This window comes from Aeromonas sp. R6-1, assembly GCF_040908165.1.
GTDB lineage: Bacteria > Pseudomonadota > Gammaproteobacteria > Enterobacterales > Aeromonadaceae > Aeromonas > Aeromonas caviae.
Window position 1 is genome coordinate 71,126 of the sequence record NZ_JBFODF010000014.1, and the last position, 16,982, is coordinate 88,107.

Annotated in this window: 20 protein-coding genes; 6 read left to right on the top strand and 14 right to left on the bottom strand. The window is 61.2% G+C overall.

Features of this window, described 5'->3' with window-relative positions:
* Nucleotides 1–43: 43 nt before the first annotated feature.
* From AB5Y68_RS02295 to AB5Y68_RS02340, 10 genes are all read right to left on the bottom strand, one after another.
* Entirely contained in the window at nt 44–1,141 is a 1,098-nt protein-coding gene (locus AB5Y68_RS02295) for a flagellar basal body P-ring protein FlgI (RefSeq protein WP_010675288.1), read from the bottom strand.
* Nucleotides 1,142–1,201: 60 nt separating this feature from the next.
* Entirely contained in the window at nt 1,202–1,873 is a 672-nt protein-coding gene (flgH, locus tag AB5Y68_RS02300; RefSeq protein WP_010675289.1) for a flagellar basal body L-ring protein FlgH, read from the bottom strand.
* Nucleotides 1,874–1,889: 16 nt separating this feature from the next.
* A complete protein-coding gene (gene flgG, locus AB5Y68_RS02305; protein ID WP_010675290.1) occupies nt 1,890–2,678 on the bottom strand; it encodes a flagellar basal-body rod protein FlgG in 789 nt (262 codons plus the stop codon).
* 14 nt (nt 2,679–2,692) lie between these two features.
* Nucleotides 2,693–3,439, bottom strand: a complete 747-nt coding sequence (gene flgF, locus AB5Y68_RS02310) for a flagellar basal-body rod protein FlgF (protein ID WP_039040234.1) — start codon at nt 3,437–3,439, stop codon at nt 2,693–2,695.
* Nucleotides 3,440–3,585: 146 nt separating this feature from the next.
* A complete protein-coding gene (flgE, locus tag AB5Y68_RS02315) occupies nt 3,586–4,932 on the bottom strand; it encodes a flagellar hook protein FlgE (RefSeq protein ID WP_039040233.1) in 1,347 nt (448 codons plus the stop codon).
* Nucleotides 4,933–4,942: 10 nt separating this feature from the next.
* Nucleotides 4,943–5,680, bottom strand: coding sequence for a flagellar hook assembly protein FlgD (locus AB5Y68_RS02320; protein ID WP_368206894.1), 738 nt, complete (start codon nt 5,678–5,680; stop codon nt 4,943–4,945).
* A 90-nt stretch (nt 5,681–5,770) separates the two neighbouring features.
* On the bottom strand, nt 5,771–6,190 hold the full coding sequence (flgC, locus tag AB5Y68_RS02325; RefSeq protein ID WP_368206895.1) for a flagellar basal body rod protein FlgC: 420 nt from the start codon (nt 6,188–6,190) through the stop codon (nt 5,771–5,773).
* A complete protein-coding gene (gene flgB, locus AB5Y68_RS02330; RefSeq protein WP_010675294.1) occupies nt 6,187–6,588 on the bottom strand; it encodes a flagellar basal body rod protein FlgB in 402 nt (133 codons plus the stop codon). Before flgB ends, flgC begins: the two co-directional genes overlap by 4 nt.
* Nucleotides 6,589–6,649: 61 nt before the next feature.
* Nucleotides 6,650–7,474: a protein-glutamate O-methyltransferase CheR gene (locus AB5Y68_RS02335; protein WP_010675295.1), complete on the bottom strand. Its 825-nt coding sequence runs from the start codon at nt 7,472–7,474 to the stop codon at nt 6,650–6,652.
* A 17-nt stretch (nt 7,475–7,491) separates the two neighbouring features.
* Complete coding sequence (locus AB5Y68_RS02340; RefSeq protein ID WP_010675296.1) at nt 7,492–8,403, bottom strand: chemotaxis protein CheV; 912 nt, start codon at nt 8,401–8,403, stop codon at nt 7,492–7,494.
* 237 nt (nt 8,404–8,640) lie between these two features.
* On the opposite strand from AB5Y68_RS02340, the gene flgA reads away from it, so the two are divergent.
* The 3 genes from flgA (at nt 8,641) to AB5Y68_RS02355 (ending at nt 10,074) form a co-directional block, all read left to right on the top strand.
* On the top strand, nt 8,641–9,246 hold the full coding sequence (gene flgA, locus AB5Y68_RS02345) for a flagellar basal body P-ring formation chaperone FlgA (protein ID WP_039040281.1): 606 nt from the start codon (nt 8,641–8,643) through the stop codon (nt 9,244–9,246).
* A gap of 94 nt (nt 9,247–9,340) precedes the next feature.
* Nucleotides 9,341–9,661 carry a flagellar biosynthesis anti-sigma factor FlgM gene (flgM, locus tag AB5Y68_RS02350; protein WP_010675298.1) on the top strand — a complete coding sequence of 107 codons (321 nt, stop codon included), beginning with the start codon at nt 9,341–9,343 and terminating at the stop codon, nt 9,659–9,661.
* Nucleotides 9,658–10,074: a flagella synthesis protein FlgN gene (locus AB5Y68_RS02355; protein WP_039040232.1), complete on the top strand. Its 417-nt coding sequence runs from the start codon at nt 9,658–9,660 to the stop codon at nt 10,072–10,074. The genes flgM and AB5Y68_RS02355 overlap by 4 nt, the downstream gene beginning before the upstream one ends.
* Before the next feature lie 43 nt (nt 10,075–10,117).
* Here AB5Y68_RS02355 and yfcE read toward each other — a convergent pair whose 3' ends face one another.
* Both yfcE and AB5Y68_RS02365 read right to left on the bottom strand, forming a co-directional pair.
* A complete protein-coding gene (gene yfcE, locus AB5Y68_RS02360; protein WP_039040231.1) occupies nt 10,118–10,660 on the bottom strand; it encodes a phosphodiesterase in 543 nt (180 codons plus the stop codon).
* A gap of 10 nt (nt 10,661–10,670) precedes the next feature.
* On the bottom strand, nt 10,671–12,308 hold the full coding sequence (locus tag AB5Y68_RS02365; protein WP_039040230.1) for a peptide ABC transporter substrate-binding protein: 1,638 nt from the start codon (nt 12,306–12,308) through the stop codon (nt 10,671–10,673).
* A gap of 290 nt (nt 12,309–12,598) precedes the next feature.
* Between AB5Y68_RS02365 and AB5Y68_RS02370 the strand changes: the two genes are divergently transcribed.
* Complete coding sequence (locus tag AB5Y68_RS02370; protein ID WP_039040229.1) at nt 12,599–13,501, top strand: DMT family transporter; 903 nt, start codon at nt 12,599–12,601, stop codon at nt 13,499–13,501.
* 97 nt (nt 13,502–13,598) lie between these two features.
* On the opposite strand, the gene rsuA is transcribed toward AB5Y68_RS02370, so the two are convergent.
* Entirely contained in the window at nt 13,599–14,291 is a 693-nt protein-coding gene (gene rsuA / locus AB5Y68_RS02375; RefSeq protein WP_039040228.1) for a 16S rRNA pseudouridine(516) synthase RsuA, read from the bottom strand.
* A 172-nt stretch (nt 14,292–14,463) separates the two neighbouring features.
* Between rsuA and AB5Y68_RS02380 the strand changes: the two genes are divergently transcribed.
* Nucleotides 14,464–15,654: an HD-GYP domain-containing protein gene (locus AB5Y68_RS02380; RefSeq protein ID WP_039040227.1), complete on the top strand. Its 1,191-nt coding sequence runs from the start codon at nt 14,464–14,466 to the stop codon at nt 15,652–15,654.
* Here the strand turns inward: AB5Y68_RS02380 and AB5Y68_RS02385 are convergent.
* Nucleotides 15,651–15,839 carry a hypothetical protein gene (locus tag AB5Y68_RS02385; RefSeq protein WP_010675305.1) on the bottom strand — a complete coding sequence of 63 codons (189 nt, stop codon included), beginning with the start codon at nt 15,837–15,839 and terminating at the stop codon, nt 15,651–15,653. The two genes, AB5Y68_RS02380 and AB5Y68_RS02385, sit on opposite strands and share 4 nt — an antisense overlap.
* 178 nt (nt 15,840–16,017) lie before the next feature.
* Here AB5Y68_RS02385 and AB5Y68_RS02390 point away from each other — a divergent pair, with 178 nt between their 5' ends.
* Nucleotides 16,018–16,911 (top strand): EamA family transporter, encoded by an 894-nt coding sequence (locus AB5Y68_RS02390; RefSeq protein WP_010675306.1) that lies wholly within the window; start codon nt 16,018–16,020, stop codon nt 16,909–16,911.
* The last annotated feature ends 71 nt before the right edge of the window (nt 16,912–16,982 follow it).

The following is a 16,982-nucleotide window of genomic DNA, read 5'->3' on the forward strand; positions in this document are numbered from 1 at the left end:
CTACCTCTTTGCCGCCCGTGGCAACCGCTTGCCGCTCACGAAATTACAGAATGACCAGTTGGCCCTGGATCGCGCCCGCCTGCTGCAGCGCCTCCAGGATCGCCATCAGATCCCCGGGGGCGACCCCCACCTGGTTCACCGCCCGCACCAGGTCGTCCAGGGTCGCGCCGGTATCGAGCTTGAACATCCGACCGGGATCCTGCTGCACGTTGATGGTGGAGTTGTTGGTGACCGCCGTCTGCCCGCCAGCGAGCGGATTGGGTTGGGAGACCTGCTGGTTCTCGGCGATGGTGACTGTCAGCCCACCGTGGCTGATGGCCGCCGGGCGCAGCTTGACCTCGCTGCCGATGACGATGGTCCCGGTGCGCGAATTCACGATGATCTTGGCGGACTCGCTCGCCGGGTCCACTTCCAGGTTCTCGATGGTGGAGAGGTAGGAGACCCGCTGGGCCGGATCCCGCGGTGCGAATACCTTGATGGAGGTGGCGTCCATCGCCTGGGCGGTGTTCGGACCCACCAGATCGTTGACCACGTCCGCCAGACGGCGGGCGGTGGTGAAGTCCGGCCGGTTCAGGTTGAAGGTGATGGTGTCGCCCTGGCTGAAGGAGTTGGGAACCTCCCGCTCCACAGTCGCCCCATTGGCGATGCGCCCCACTGTGGGCGTGTTCACCACCACCTTGGAGCCGTCCGCCCCTTCGGCCCCGAGGCCACCGACCACCAGGCTGCCCTGGGCCACCGCATAGACGCGGCCATCCAGCCCTTTCAGGAAGGTCTGGAGCAGGGTGCCGCCACGCAGGCTCTTCGCCTCGCCGATGGCGGAGACGGTGACGTCTATGGTCTGACCCGGCTTGGAGAAGGGGGGCAGATCCGCGTGGATGGCTACCGGTGCCACGTCCTTGATCTTGGGCTTGATGTTGTCAGGCACCTTGATGCCGAAGTTGTTGAGCATGGTCCTGAAGGTCTGCTCCGTGAAGGCGTTGTTCTTCTCCCCCGTGCCGGGCAGGCCCACCACCAGACCGTAACCGATCAGCTGGTTGCTGCGCACCCCTTCCACCGAGGCGAGGTCCTTGATGCGGGATGCGTGCGCCAGCCCGAAGGGCAGCAGGCAGCACAGCAGAGCAAGCAGACGGAATCGGTTCATGACATCTCCTAACAAAACCTTCCTGATCCAGGGCCCGTGAACGCCCCGGACTCTTGAGTCTTAAATGGGCCACCAGGGGCCGTTGAAGAAGCTGGTGAGCCAGCCCTGCTCCTGGGTGTTCGCCAGATCCCCGGTACCGCCGTAATAGATACGCGCATTGGCCACCCGCTGGGAGGAGACGCTGTTTTCCGAGCTCACGTCCTCCGGGCGCACCAGACCGGTGATGCGGATGTATTCGTTGCCATTGTTGAGCATGATCCACTTCTCGCCGCGCACCAGCAGGTTCCCGTTTGGCAGTACCTTGACCACGCTGACCGAGATGTTGCCCTGCAGGCTGTTGCTCTGATCCGCTTTGGCCTGCCCCTTGAAGGCACTGTTCTGGCCGATGGAGGCCGACAGATCGTAGGGCCCCGCCGTGACCGGCACGCCACCCAGGGTGACGGGGTCGAGCGCCAGCTTGTTGTCCTTGCCGCTCTGGGTGTTGGCCTTTTTCGACGCCGAGGTCGACTCCGCCAACTGGATGGTGATGATGTCACCCACCCGGTGCGCCTTGATGTCCGAGTAGATGCCGTTGACCTGCTCGGGCTGGAAGATGGCGCCGGTCGGGCGCACCGACACCGGCTCAGACTCCCCGTAGACGGGGGCGAAATCCGGGTCATCCGGTTTGGCGGTATTGGGGGTACTGGTGCAACCCGCCAGCGTCAGCAGTCCCAGCATCCATATGGCTTTCATCATGACACTCCTTTCATCAGGTCCGCTGGGTCAGGAAGGACATCATGGAGTCGACGGCGGAGATGACCTTGGAGTTCATCTCGTAGACCCGCTGAGCCTGGATGAGATTCACCAGCTCCTCGGTCACGTTGACGTTGGAGGTCTCCAGCATCCCCTGCTTGATCACCCCCAGCCCGTCCGCGCCGGCAGTCCCCTGAATGGGGGCGCCGCTGGACTGGGTCTCGAGGAAGAGGTTCTCCCCCATGGGCTGCAGGCCGGTGGGGTTGACGAAGTCCGTGGTGTTGATCTGGCCCACCACCTGGGATTGGCCATCCCCCTTGAGCTGGACGGAGACCTGGCCATCCTCCCCCACGGTGACGCTCTGGGCGTTCTCGGGGATCTGGATCTCCGGTTGCAGCGGGTAACCGTTGCCCGGGGTGACGATGGTCCCCTCGTCGTTCAGGGTGAACTGGCCGTTACGGGTATAGGCGGCGCTGCCATCGGGCAGCTGGATTTCGAAGTAGCCGCGGCCGCTGATCATCAGATCAAGGGAGTTATCCGTGGTCTGGACGTTGCCCTGACTGTGGTTTTTCTGGGTGGCGACCACCTTGGCCCCCGCCCCCAGCATCAGGCCGGAAGGGAGCTCGGTGTCCGCCGAGGAGCGACCGCCAGGCTGGTTGATGTTCTGATACAGCAGATCCTCGAAGATGGCCCGCGCCTTCTTGTAGCCCACGGTGCTGGCGTTCGCCAGGTTGTTCGAGGTGACCGAGATGTTGGTCTGCTGGGCATCGAGGCCGGTCTTGCTGATCCAGAGTGCAGGATTCATGGGGTGCTCCTTGATTAGCTGATACGCAGCAGCTGGGTTTGTGCCTCGTCGTTCTCCTCGGCGGTCTTCATGATCTTGACCTGAGTTTCAAACTGACGTTGCAAGCGAATAAGGTTGGTCATCTCGTCGACCACGTTGACGTTGCTCCCCTCAAGGGAGCCGGCGATCAGGCCCACATCCGCAGACGCGGCCTCACTCTGGCCATCCTTGCGGCGAAACAGACCGTCCTGGCCTTTCTCCACCGCATCTGCCGCCGGGTTGACCAGCTTGATACGCTGGAAATCTTCCGGCAGGTTGGCGGCTGCCCCCTCGGGACGGCCGCTGATGGTACCGTCACGATTGATCTCAATTTTCTCCATGGGCAGGGGCAGCACGATGGGCTGACCGGCATCATCCACCACATTCAGACCGGTGGAAGTCTGCAGATTGCCGGTGGCATTGAGCTGCAGGTTGCCCATGCGGGTATAGGCTTCCGCACCGTTGGGATCCTGCACCGCAATCCAGCCCGGCCCATCGACGGCAACGTCAAGATCCCGACCCGTGGTCATCAGCATGCCGTGCTGCAGGTTCTGGCCCGGCCGCTCGGTCATGGCGAACACCCGCGTGGGCAGCCCTTCGCCAAACGCCTGCATGCTGCGCGCCTGCTCGAAGTCAGACTTGAAGCCAATGGTGTTGGCGTTGGCAAGGTTGTTGCCACGAACAGCCAGGCTGTTCATGTTCTCCTTGGCCCCGGACATGGCGATGTAAAGCAGGTGATCCATGGGATCCTCCGTCAAACAGATGACTCTCACAGCTCAACTGCAAGTTGAATGCCAAGAGAGATGACGAAGACGGAATGAAAGGAGGAAATGAGGCGGGACGGAAATGACAAGGGGCGCCGAAGCGCCCCTGCCAACTACCCGTCGTCTTAGCGGATCTGCAGTATGTTCTGCTGCAGGGAGCTGTTCACTTCCAGGGAACGGGAGTTCGCCTGGAAGTTGCGCTGGGCAGTGATGAGGTCGACCAGCTCGGTGGTGAGATCCACGTTGGACTGCTCCAGTGCCGACGACTTGATGGAGCCGAACGTGCCGGAGTTCGGGGTGCCGGGCAAGGCATCGCCAGAGAGCAGGGACTGGCGCCAGGAGGTGTCGCCGACCTGGGTGAGCCCCTGGGCATTGGCAAACTTCGCCATGGCCACCATGGCCACCTTGACGGTGGTGGCGTTGCTGTAAGTGGCGGAGACTATGCCATCCGCCCCGATCTCCACCTTGGTCAGGCGACCGACGGTGGAGCCGTCCTGGGTCAGCTTGCTCACTTCAAAGGGGGAGGCGTACTGGGTCACGGTACCAAGCTTGAACTCAATCTCCTGGGTGCCATCGGCGCCATTGGTGATGATACCAGCCCCTGTCGCCCCCAGGGGTTCCGTCTTGATGACCGCCGGGGTGGTGGGTGTGACCATCTTGCCGGAGGCATCGAAGGTCACCCGGGCGCTCAGGGGGGCCTGGCTCAAACCGGTCGCCATGGTGGTGGCCGTACCGCCTACGATGTCGATGGGCTTGTCCCCTTCATAGAGGTACATGCGCCAGGCAGTCGGCACCGCCGCTTGGGTAGGATCGGCCGGATCCGCTTCCTTGGTGAAGTACTGGGTGATGGTGTGTGGCTCGCCCAGGGAGTCATAGACCACCACGGAAGTGGAGGAGGAGTAGGTGGTCGAGTCCGTGGGATCGAATTTGGAGGCATTGACATCCATCAGCGTTTTCGTGCTGGAAGGCAGGTTGAAACCAGCCTCGACCGTCGTGGTCTGCACCGGCTCACCGGCCTTGTCCGGGATCTGGATGGGCTTGGTAGCGTTGATGCTCACCGCCTTGGGGGTGCCATCAGAGTTGATCTCGTACCCTTGCAGATAACCGCCGGAGTTGCTGACCATGTAGCTGCTTTCATTGAGCTTGAAGGCGCCCGCACGGGTGTAGGTGCGATCCAGGTTGGTCAGGCCGTCCGAGGTCACGAAGAAGCCGTTGCCCTGGATGGCGAGATCCAGCGCGTTGTTGGTGAATTGCAGCGCGCCCTGGTGGAACTGCTGGGCCACAGCGCCAGTCGCCACCCCGTTGCCGACCTGGGTCTTGGCGTTGACGAAGATGGAGTTGGCATAGACGTCGGCAAACTCGGCACGGGACTCCTTGAAGCCGGTGGTATTGACGTTGGCAATGTTGTTCGCGGTGACGTTCAGGTCTTTTTGAGCCGCATTGATGCCGCTGAGGGCATTGTTGAATGACATGTCTTTCTCCTTAGATCACTGCGTTAGAGGACGAAGCCGACTGGGTGGTGGTCTTGCCGGTCGTCGCGCCAATTTCCAATACATCGGTCAGGTAGATGCCGCCCAGTCCCTTGAGTTTGAGGGTGCTGGGGTTGGTGCTCGTTCCCAGGGTGACGCTCTCCACCTTGGCGTAAGTCAGGGCGGGGACGCTCTCCGACTTGCCGTCGACGGTGGCATGCGCCTCTATCGAATACTTGCCGCTCTTGGCCTGGTTGCCGGACTTGTCCTTGCCATCCCATTCAAAGGCCACGTTCCCCTTGTGGCTCCCTTCGATGGCGAACTCCCTGATGACCTGGCCGCTCTCGTCCTTCACCGTCACCTTGATGTTGCTGCCGCCATCGCCGGTGGCGATGACCCCCGTGAGGGTGCCCCCCTTCTCCACGTAACCCGTGTTGGACGGGATCAGCACGTTTTGCCCCACCAGCGCGGAGGCCTGCAGCGCCTGGCTGGAGGTCATCAGGCTGTTGAGGCTCTCCATCTGGGTGGAGAGGCTGCTGATCCCCTGAGACGTCGACATCAAGGTCATCTGGGAAAGCATCTGGGCGTTGTCCACCGGTTTGAACGGATCCTGATAGGAGAGCTGCATGGTCAGCAGCTTCAGGAAGGACTCCTGATCCAGCTCCTTTTTCTGGGTACTGGTGTTGACCGTACTGGTCTGGGCCGACGTCGTCCGGTTGACGCCCAGCAGGCTGTCATAGGTATCTGCCACTTATGCTCCCCCCTCTAGGGCGTGCCCACTGGGCCGATTGTTGCCGCCTGGCAGGCGATCACGGGTCACTCTCATCCGGGTTCACCTCTGTCAGGACTTGCCCAGACCCAGGGTCTGCTGCAGCATTTTCTTGGCCGCGTCGGCCACCTGGACGTTGGTCTGGTAGCTGCGCGACGCCGCTATCATGTCCGCCATCTCTTCCACCATGTTGACGTTGGGCTTGAAGATGAAGCCATCCTTGTCCGCCATGGGGTGATTCGGGTTGTACTCCTTGAGCAGGGGCGCATCACTCTCGACGATGCCCTTCACATCCACCCCGACCGAGGCCTGCTTGTCGGACATGGCCTGATCCAGCTGGGCGGCAAAGACTGGCCGCCTGGCGTGGTAAGTTTTTTCCACGCTGGAGCTGACGCTGTCAGCGTTGGCCATGTTGCTCGCCACCGTGTTGAGGCGAACGGACTGCGCGCTCATGGCAGAGCCTGCAATGTCAAAGACCTTGTACAAACTCATCCTTGCTCTCCTTTCAGTGCCTTGAGCAGGCCGCTTATCTTGCTGTTCATGAATTCAAGGGAGGCCTGGTATTCGAGGCTGTTGCGCAGGAACTCGCTGCGCTCCTGCTGCACGTCCACCGTGTTGCCATCACCGGTATCCGGTTGCAGGGGATTGCGGTACTGGGTCGTGCCCGGGGTATCCATCTGCAAGGCGAAGTGCTTCTCGCTGGTGGTGCTGAGCCCGAACCCTTGCTGGCCCTGGGCATCCTGCAACGCCTGTGAGAAGTCGATGTCACGGGCCTTGAAGCCCGGCGTGTCCGCATTGGCGATGTTGCTGGACAACACCTCGGCACGCTTGGCGCGCACGCTCAGCGTGTACTGATGAACACCGAATGCCTTGTCGAATGAAATTGCCATAGCACACCTCCTGCTTCATGAATATTTAGCAAGAGGTGTGCCAAGAGGGTATTGAGCGGGGTTATTTGACCTTGTAGACGATGCCGGGGTTGCAGCGGATCATCTCGAACTTGTCGGTGAGGCCGGCCAGAGACTCGGAGGCCCCCAGCATCAGGTAGCCGCCAGGATTGAGGCTGCTGGCGAACTGGTTGAGGATCTTGGATTTCACTTCGGGCGCAAAGTAGATGAGCACGTTGCGGCAGAAGATGATGTCAAACTTGCCGAGCAGGCTGTAGCTCTCCAGCAGGTTGAGGGGACGGAAGCTGGTCAATTTTCTGACACGCTCCACCACCCGCATCTTGTTGTCGCCACAGGGTTCGAAAAAGAGTCGCTTGCGCTCGGGGGAGAGCCCGCGAGCCAGCGCCAGGCTATCGTAGACACCCTCCTTGCACTGGTTGAGCATGGTGCTGGAGATATCGGTCCCCACTATCTGCACCCCGCCCGGCAAGGTACCCGGCCGCTTGACTTGCTGCTCCAGCGCCGTCATGGCGATGGAGTAGGGTTCCTGCCCGGATGAAGAGGCGGCAGACCATATCTTGATGGGACGACCGCTCTTGCCAAGCTCCGGGAAAATCTTGTCGCTCAGCAGCTGGAACGGATAGGTATCGCGAAACCACAGGGTCTCGTTGGTGGTCATGGCATCGACCACCGCCATCTTGAGCTCCCGCTCGCGCACGCTCATCGCCCGGGTGACCAGATCAGACAGACTCTCGATACCAAACTGAGTCATCAAGGGCGACAGGCGGCTCTTGACCAGATACTGTTTGTTGTCACCCAGCACTATGCCGCTCTGTTGCGCCAGAAAATTGCTGAATTGCCTGTATAAGTCGTCCGAAAGTGTCTTCATGCAGTTGTTCTTCTTGATTAGAGAGCGCCTTGTACGGCCTTGGCCAATTCATCCGGCTGGAATTTGGCAATGAAATTGTTCGCTCCGACTTTCTGCACCATGGCCTGATTGAACACCCCACTGAGGGAAGTGTGCAGGATAACATGCAAATCCTTGAGGTTGGGATTGTTGCGGATCTCGGCGGTGAAGGTATACCCGTCCATCTCCGGCATCTCGATGTCCGAAATGACCAGGGCTATCTGATCCTTGATGGGACCGTTCTTGGACATCTCCAGCAACATGTTGAGCGCTTCCCGTCCATCCTTGGCCAGCACGCACTGCACCCCGATAGCCTCCAGTGCCCGTTGAACCTGCTTGCGCGCAACCGAAGAGTCGTCCGCAACCAGCACGGGACGCCCGTGAGGATTGCGCTCTACGCTTGCTTCCACCAGTTCGGTGGACACCTCGGTGGAGACCGGCGAGATCTCGTTGAGAATGCGCTCCACGTCCAGGATCTCCACCAGCTCACCATCTACCTCAGTCACCGCCGTCATGTAGTTGATGCGACCTGCCCCTTTGGGTGGCGGCAGGATGGACTCCCAGTTCATGTTGATGATGCGCTCGACCGAGTGGACCAGGAACCCCTGAATGGAACGGTTGTACTCGGAGATGATGATGAAGCACTTGGAGAGGTCCTGGATGGGGCGCTTGCCCATCGCCATGCTGAGATCGATCACCGAGATGGTCTGGCCACGGATATGTGCCACACCGCGAATACAGGAGTTGAGCTTGGGCATGACGGTCAGAGGTGGGCACTGCAGCACCTCGCGTACCTTGAATACGTTGATGCCAAATCTTTGACGTCCATTGAGACGAAACAACAGCAGCTCCAGCCTGTTTTGTCCCACTAGCTGGGTTCGCTGGTTGACCGAGTCCAGAATACTCGCCATAAACACTCCCTAAAAATGCTTGGCACTGATCGTGCATGTCATTATGCATGCACATTGGCTTGCATCAGATCATCGTTGTTTCAACAACCGAATAATTCTGGAGCAAGCATAGTTAACTACGGTGGTATACGTGAATAACTTATCGACCGGTAAGCAAAAATGATTAGTAGACTTTTCCTTATCTTACTGCCGTTTTGCAGTCTGTCTCACGCCATGGCGTCCGAGGTCACCGACTATCTGCAAGAACAGGCACAGGCGTTCGTGCTCGACCAGCTCGATATTCCCCTCGATGCACAGGCCGACGTCAAGGCCGGTACCATTGACGAACGCCTCCCCCTCACGCGCTGCGAAGATGCCCTCACCATTTCCCTCCCCGCCAGGATGGAGATCCGGCGCAACACCACCGTCTACCTCAAGTGCGAGGGAGAGAAATCCTGGGATCTCTATCTACCGGTCCGGGTCAGCATCCAGAAACCCTATGTCACCGTCGCCGTCCCGGTTGCCAAGGGAGACATTCTGAGTGAACCCATGCTGACCCTGGCATACCAGGACCAGACCCTGATCCGTGGCGACTACCTTACCGACCCGACCGCCCTCATCGGAGTACGCAGCAAGCGTGAGCTCAAACCGGGCCAGCCAATCAGGCTGACCCAGGTATGCGTGGTCTGCAAGGGGGACCAGGTCACCCTGAGCGCCGAAAACAGCAGCATGCAGATCAAAACCATGGCCCGCGCCTTGCAAGATGGCAGCTTCGGAGACATGATCCGGCTTGTCAACACGCGCTCGGGCAGAACGGTGCAAGGCCAGGTCAGTGCAGTGGGCTCCGTGGTCGTGACATTCTGACACATGAATGCACTGCGCAATTTTTTTCTAAAGTTCTGACCGCCGTCACCGATATACAGGTAAGCGAACAGCAAAGCAGACGAAGGTAAACCTTATGGCTATCAACAATATCAACAACTTGGCTAACAACCGCCTGCAAAACAGCGGCAGCAGCCAAGGTGTAGCCACCAAGTCGGCGACCTCCAGCGAGAGCAGCCGTGCGACGACCGTCAAGAGCGACTCTGTCTCCTTGACCAGTGAGGCGCAGCAATTGCAACAGATGCAGAAGACCCTCAACACCGCCTCCACCGGTAACGAGAGCCGCGTCGAGAGCCTGAAGAAGGCCGTGGCCAGTGGGGAGTACAAGGTCAACAGCGAAGCCGTGGCCAGAAAGATGTTCAGCTTCGAAGCCGATCTGGATAAACGGTTGGGATGATGGACCTCCCTTCGCTGCTGCGCGCTCAGGACGACAACCTCTCCCAGATGCAAGGCTTGCTGGCAGAGGAGTTCGACCTGCTCAAGGCTCACCGGGCCCTTGCCTTGCCGGCACTCGCCGATCGCAAGCAGCAACTGCTGGTGGCCATCGAGACGCTGGACAAGACTCTGGCGGAGCTACCCGACTTGCAGCAACAGCTGGGCGCCTTCCCGACCCAATTGCAGGCCCTTCAAGCCAAGCTGGAAGCCTGTCAGGAGCAGAACAACCTCAATGGACGTCTGCTCGAACTCAGCATTGTCTCCAATCGCCGTCTCGCCAGCTTCCTCAGCAAGCTCAGAGACAGCAGCTCCCTGACCTATGACGCCAAAGGCAATACCCGCTCAGGCACCCGCTCTTTCGGGATCAAGGCCTGATCTCCTCTCCCCCTTCTGATGTTCTCTCCTTGTCAGCTCCTAGTCAGAGCACCAGCTGCATCAGGGTTTCTCCATCCTTGCAGGCATGGATGCTCATGCAGCCCTCGTCATAGCGCCCATAACTGGCCACCCACTCGCCCCTTGGAAAACAGATAGACCCCGGGTTCATCAGGATCATTTCTCCCTCCTGGCGCAGCACAGGCACATGGGTATGACCGCTGATGAACAGGCTCCCTGCTGGCAGGGGCACGTTGCCGGGCTCATAGAGATGACCGTGGCTGACAAACCAGCGCCGCCCATTCACCAGCAGCTGGTTGTAGGGCGCCGTGATGGGGAAATGGAGCAGCATCTGGTCCACCTCCGAATCGCAATTGCCACGCACCGCCATGATGCGGGGGGCCAGCTCGTTGAGCCTTGCCGCCACGGCGACAGGATCATACCCCGCCGGCACCGGATTGCGCGGCCCGTGATTGAGCAGATCCCCGAGCAGCAAATAGTGATCAGGCTGCCAGGGAGCGAGTTGCGCCAGCACCTGCTCGAGGGCAGTCAGACTGCCATGCAGATCCGAGATAATGGCAATCTTCATTCCACTCTCCTCATGGCTGGCTGAAATAGAGATCCTTGGTGGCGATGGCGCCCTTGAGGTTGCGGCTCGGCAAGCCGCGCAGTGCCGGGTCCACCAGTCGCATCTGGTTGTAGTGATAGACGGGGATGACGGGCACCTCCTCCATCAGCAGTTGCTCGGCCTGATGATAGATCCCGGACCGGGCGTTGGCATCCAGGGTCTCGGAGGCCTGCTGCAGCAGACCATCGAAGGCGGGGTTGCAGTAGCCGCTCTCGTTCTGGGGATCCTGGCAGCGGAAACTGCCAAGCATGGAAGACGGCTCGACATAATCACCAAACAAAAATGAACGAGCCAGCATGAAATCACCACTGTCCTTGGCGACCTGATAGGCATTCCACTCCATGTTGTTGAGGGAGACCTCGACCCCCAGCGGTTTCCACATGGCCGCCACCGCCAGGGCCAGCTTCTTGTGGTTCTCCGACGTGTTGTAGGTCAGCGTCAGCCTGAGGGGATGGGCGCTGTTGTAGCCCGCCTGGGCCAACAGTGCGGCGGCCCGGGCCAACCGGGTCGGCTGGTCTTCCCGGGAGAGGGGGATATCCAGCTCGTCATAACCCGGCATGGCGGGCAGCAGTGACCAGGCAGAGCGCTCCCCCTGGCCGCTCACCTTCTCGGTCAGCAGGTGGCGATCGATAGCCATGGAGAGCGCCTGACGCACCCGCACATCCTGCAACTCGGGGCGATTGAGATTGAAAGTGTAAAGATAGGTGCCAAGCAGCGGCAGACCCCAGATCCGCTCCGGTGCCTCCTGCATGGTCTTCTGGTAGTACTCCAGCGCCACCTTGTTGGTAAGCTGGATCTCCCCCGCTTCATAACGCAGCCGCTCCCCATGCTGGGAAGCGAGCGGCAGGTAGGTCACCCGCTGGATCCGGGTATGGGCGTCATCCCAGTACTGGGGGTTGCGTTCGGCTTCGATGCGCTCGTTCACCACCCAGCTCGCCAGCTTGTAGGGGCCATTGCTCACCATCTTGCCTGGCTGGGTCCACTGCTTGCCAAACTGGGCGATGACCCGCTCGTTGACCGGCACGAAGGGGCGCTGGCTGACCAGTTGCAGGAAATAGGGAACAGGGCGCTCCAGGGTCACTTTCAGGATCTGGTCGCTTTCTGCCTCCACCCCCAGGGCATCGAGGTCGAGCGCCCCGGCATAGATGGACTGGGCATTGTTGATGCCGGTCGCCAGCAGCAGGCCGGCGGAGGGGGAAGCCTGCGCCGGGTTCAGCAGCCGCCGCCAGGCGTAGACGAAATCCCGGGCGGTGAGGGGCTCGCCGTTGGACCATTTGAGCTGGGGACGCAGGAAGAAGCGCCACACCAGCCCATCCTCGCTGGTCTCCCAGCGCTGGGCCTGGGCGGGCACTATCTTGCCCTGACCATCCTCGCTCACCAGCCCCTCGAACAGGTCCACCAGCACCACCTCCCCCGGGAAACCGGAGCGGATCAGGGCCGGATCGAGGGACTCGGGTTCGGCGCCATTGCCCTTGACCAGGGTCTGCCTGTCCGACAGCACGGGCTGCTGCACCACGGTAGTGGCCTGAAGCGGCGGCACCGCCATCAACCCGAACAGCAAGGGAGAGAGCCAGCGGCGGGCTGGCCTGGCGGCGAAACGGTAAAACATGACATCAACCTCGTTCAATTCTTTTGACTGCAATGGGGGGAAGGCCGGCGGCGCGCCTGGAATCGAATGCATCATGCCGCGCTTGTTATCCCCGAAGACGACCCGTATTGTATCGGGCCTGCCCGATAGAGGGAGTCTTTCGGGCTATTTTTTTCAAGGTTTTATGACGACACGGCCGCCACGGGTGGGCGCAATTGCCAGAAGGCGCACTCCCCTGCCCCGTTGGCAATCGGCCCGGGGCGATGTGTCGCCTGCAAGTCCGGTTGTCGTCTACCGTTTCAGGGGTCTTTATGGGTTACGAATGGCTGGCGCTGGCTGCCGCCAGTTTATGGGCGATCGCCGCCCTCATCTCCGTCAAACCGGCTCGCCATCTGGGGGCCTTTGCCTACAGCCGCTGGCGGATGTTCCTGGTCAGCCTGATGCTGGCCAGCGCAAGTCTGGTGACGGGAGGCTGGCAGACCCTCACCGAGAGCGCCCTTCCCCTGCTGGCCCTCTCCGGCCTCATCGGCATCTTCGTCGGCGACACCGCCCTCTTTGCCTGCATGAACCGACTCGGCCCCAGGCGCAGCGGTCTGCTCTTCTCCTGCCACGCCCTCTTCTCCGCCCTGCTTGGGCTCTGGCTCTTTGGCGAGCGGCTCGATGGTTGGCGCCTGCCAGGCGCCTTGCTGGTCCTGGCCGGGGTCATGCTCGCCATTCTGTTTGGTCGTCGTGGCGACAACCAGCAGAACGAATGGGAGCAGGTGCGCGGCCGCCTCGTGGTCGGCATAGCCCTTGGCCTCACCGCAGCCCTGTGCCAGAGCCTCGGAGCCATCATCGCCAAGCCGGTGATGATGAGCGGCACCGTGGACGCGGTGAGCGCTTCCGGCGTGCGCATGGCCAGCGCCCTCTTGGCACACTGCGTCTTGCGGGCGCTGCGCCTGCCGCTCGCCATGCCGCACAACCCCATCAACCGGCAGGTGCTCGGCATGATAGGCATCAACGGATTTCTGGCGATGACGCTGGGAATGACCCTGATCCTGGTGGCCCTGCGTCAGGGAGATGTGGGCATGGTGGCCATCTTGTCTTCCACCACACCGGTCATTCTGCTGCCCTTGCTGTGGTGGCACTCGGGGATGCGTCCCTCGCTCCCCGCCTGGGCCGGAGCCCTGCTGGCCACCCTGGGCACGGCCCTGGTGCTGGGAATGGGGAACTGAGCCCCGTCTATCCTGCAGGAAGGACCAACACGCCCATCGGCGACACTGAGCCGCCGATGCTCCCCCTTGCCGGACAGGGAGAGAGGCGATCGCGCCCCTAGAACAGAGCCACTTCCTCTTCGGTCAGCTCCCGGTATTCCCCCGGTGCCAGCTCATCGTCCAGAGCCAGATCGCCGATGCGTTCCCGATGCAGCCCGACCACCTTGTTGCCGATGGCGGCGAACATCCGCTTCACCTGGTGATACTTGCCCTCGTGGATGGTCAGGCGTGCTTCCCGCTCGTCCAGGATTTCCAGCTCCGCAGGGCGGGTCTTGTCGTTCTCGTTGCGCAGGTAGATACCGTCGGCAAAGAGCGAGATGGCCTCTTCACTCACGGGATCAGCCAGCCAGACGTGGTAGGTCTTCGCACACTCGTGCCGGGGCGACGTGATGCGATGGGACCACTGGCCGTCATCGGTGATCAGCACCAGCCCGGTGGTATCGAGATCGAGGCGCCCCACCACGTGCAGTTTACCCATGGCCGGCTCGTCGAGCAGGTGGAACACGGTGGCGTGATCCGGGTCCTCGTTGGAGCAGACATATCCTTCCGGCTTGTGCAGCATGAAGTAGCGATTCTGCAGGTTCAGGGTCAAGGTCACACCGTCAAACTCGATCTGGTGTTGCTCATTGATGTGAAAGGCGGGCTGCTTGACCAGCACGCCGTCTACCAGCACTTCCCCCTGACGGATCAGCTTGCCCGCCTGGGAACGGGTCAAATCGGAGCAATCGCAAAGAAATTTGTCGAGCCGCATGCAAAAACCTCGGAATCCATCATGATTGGGGGCGACATTATATCGGTCAGACCCGACAACACCAGTACTAAGCGACAGGGACTCAAGATGGCGCCTGACGCCATGATGTGCCAGTGATAGACTGCCGTCAGCAGACCGACATCACACATAATAATAAGCCCAGGATGTACCCATGAAGCCGACGAAGTCTCACCCCGTCATCCCCGTCAGCCAGCTAAAACCTGGCATGTACGTCATTGCCATTGCCAGCCAGACCGGCGCCATGGAGATTGCCCAGACCGGCATGGTGACCAACCCCCAGCAGGTGGAGGCGCTGATCCGGCGCGGCGTGCTGACGGTGCGGGTGGATCTTGCCCGCAGCAAGCTGCCGGGAGGGGGCACGGCAAGCCCGGCGGATGTGGTGACAAACGGGGCGGGCTCCTCTCGTCAAATCGGCAGTGGTGAAGGGCGCGAGCTCAAGATCCGTCGGCTCTATCAGGAGGCGCGTGAACTCCAGGGCAAGTTCATTCGCCATCTCAAGGCCGGAGAGCCCATCGACATCACGCCCCTTGCCGCCGTGGCCGAAGAGATGGTCGATACCATGTTCACCCACGGCGATGCCATGCTCTGTCTGGCGCGGATCCGTGCCAAGGATGCCTACCTGATGGAGCACTCCATGAATGTCGCCATCCTCCTGGCGAACTTCGGCCGCTACCTGGGGCTGGATCGCAGCGTGCTCAAGGAGCTGACCCTCGGTGGCCTGCTCCACGACGTGGGCAAGATCATGACCCCGGACGAGGTGCTCAACAAACCGGGCAAGCTCACCGATAAGGAGCTGGAGGTGATGCGCGAGCACGTGGTCCACAGCCACGACATCCTGGCCGCCACCGCCGGCATCACCCCCATCATGCTGGAGGTGGCCGCCAACCATCACGAGCGGATCGATGGCACCGGCTACCCGCGGCGCCTCAAGGGGGATCAGCTCTCCCTCTACACCCGCATGAGCGGCATCGTCGATGTCTACGATGCGGTGACGGCAGACAGGGTATACAAACAGGGCATGCAGCCAACCCAGGCGTTTCGCATTCTGCTCAAGGGGGTTGATCTGCATTTTGATGCCGACCTGGTAACCAGGTTCATCAAGTGCATGGGGGTCTATCCGGTGGGTACCCTGGTGCAGCTCTCCAACCAGCGCCTGGCCATCGTGATGCAGCGCAACGAACAGCAACCGCTCAAGCCCGTGGTCAAGGTGATCTATCACGCAGGCCATCGCCATTATCTCGAGGTGCAGTGGCTGGATCTCGCCAAAAACGGGGTTCAGGAGACCATAGAGAGCACGGTGGACCCCAAGGAGTTTGGCATCAACCTGGCCAACTTCGTCTAACCTGTCCGGCTTGTTGGCGGCTGCTCACGGCAATGGCGAATCAGGAACTCCTCATCCAGCGGGGAGAGATCGAAGCGCAGGCAGGCCTCTTCGATGGCCCGGATGTCGTGTTGATGGTGTTCGCTGAGCCAGCGCACCGCGCGGCGCAAGTCTTCACCATGGGGCAGCAGGGTATGGTCGCTCATGGAACACCTCCGGTCAGCCATCGACGCCAGCCCGTCAATCCGGGCTATCACTTTTAGCTTAGCCCGCCCTCACTCGCCCGGCAGACACCTGCGCCCTTGACGGTGCCCACCCTGTAGCAGGTATGCTCGACCCCTTCGGCGCCCTGCCGTGCCGGCGCCGCTCAAACAAGGATGCTGCATGCAAACCAAGGACAAGTGTCTGGCCGCCCTGGTCATTCTCTGCTGGGGACTCAACTTCGTTGCCATCAAGTGGGGGCTGGAAGGCATCCCCCCACTGCTGCTGGGAGCACTGCGTTTCGTCGGAGTCGTCTTCCCCGCCATTCTGCTGGTCCCCAGGCCTGCCATGCCCTGGCGCTGGCTGCTGGCCTATGGCGGTGCCATCAGCCTGGGCCAGTTTGCCTTCCTGTTCTGCGCCATGAAATTCGGCATGCCCGCTGGCATGGCCTCCCTGGTGCTGCAATCCCAGGTGGTCTTCACCCTGCTGTTCGCCATGATCTGGCTGGGAGAGCGCTGGCAGCCCCACCACTGGGTGGCACTGCCGCTGGCGGGAGCAGGTCTTTATCTCATCGCCACCCATGGCGAGGGCAACCTCACCCTCATCGGGTTTGTGCTGACGCTGTGCGCAGCCGCCTGCTGGGGCCTTGGCAACGTCATCAATCGCCAGATAGGTCTGCGCTATCGCACCTCTCTGCCAAGCCTGGTCGCCTGGGGCGGGCTGGTGCCCATCCTGCCCTTCTTCGCGCTCTCCTGGTTGTTCGAGGGGCCCGAACTCATCGCGAGCAGCCTGCTCAACATCCGTTGGCAGGGCGTCTTGTGCGTGCTCTATCTCTCGTTTATCGCCACCTGGCTCGGTTATGGCCTGTGGGGGAGGCTGCTGATGCGCTATCCGGTGGCCCAGGTTGCCCCCCTCTCCCTGCTGGTGCCCTGTGTCGGCATGGTGGCCGCCGCCCTGCTGCTTGATGAACACCCCACTCCCCTGCAATGGCTGGGCTCGGGTCTGGTGCTGCTCGGCTTCGTGGTGCATCTGCTGGGGGGCAAGATGCGCTTCTTGAAGACCCAAACCGAGGATTGACCTCGCCCAGGAAACTTCCCATCATGGGTCAGGCCCTCTTGGGCCCACCCCGTTATTTCGGCAGGACGCCA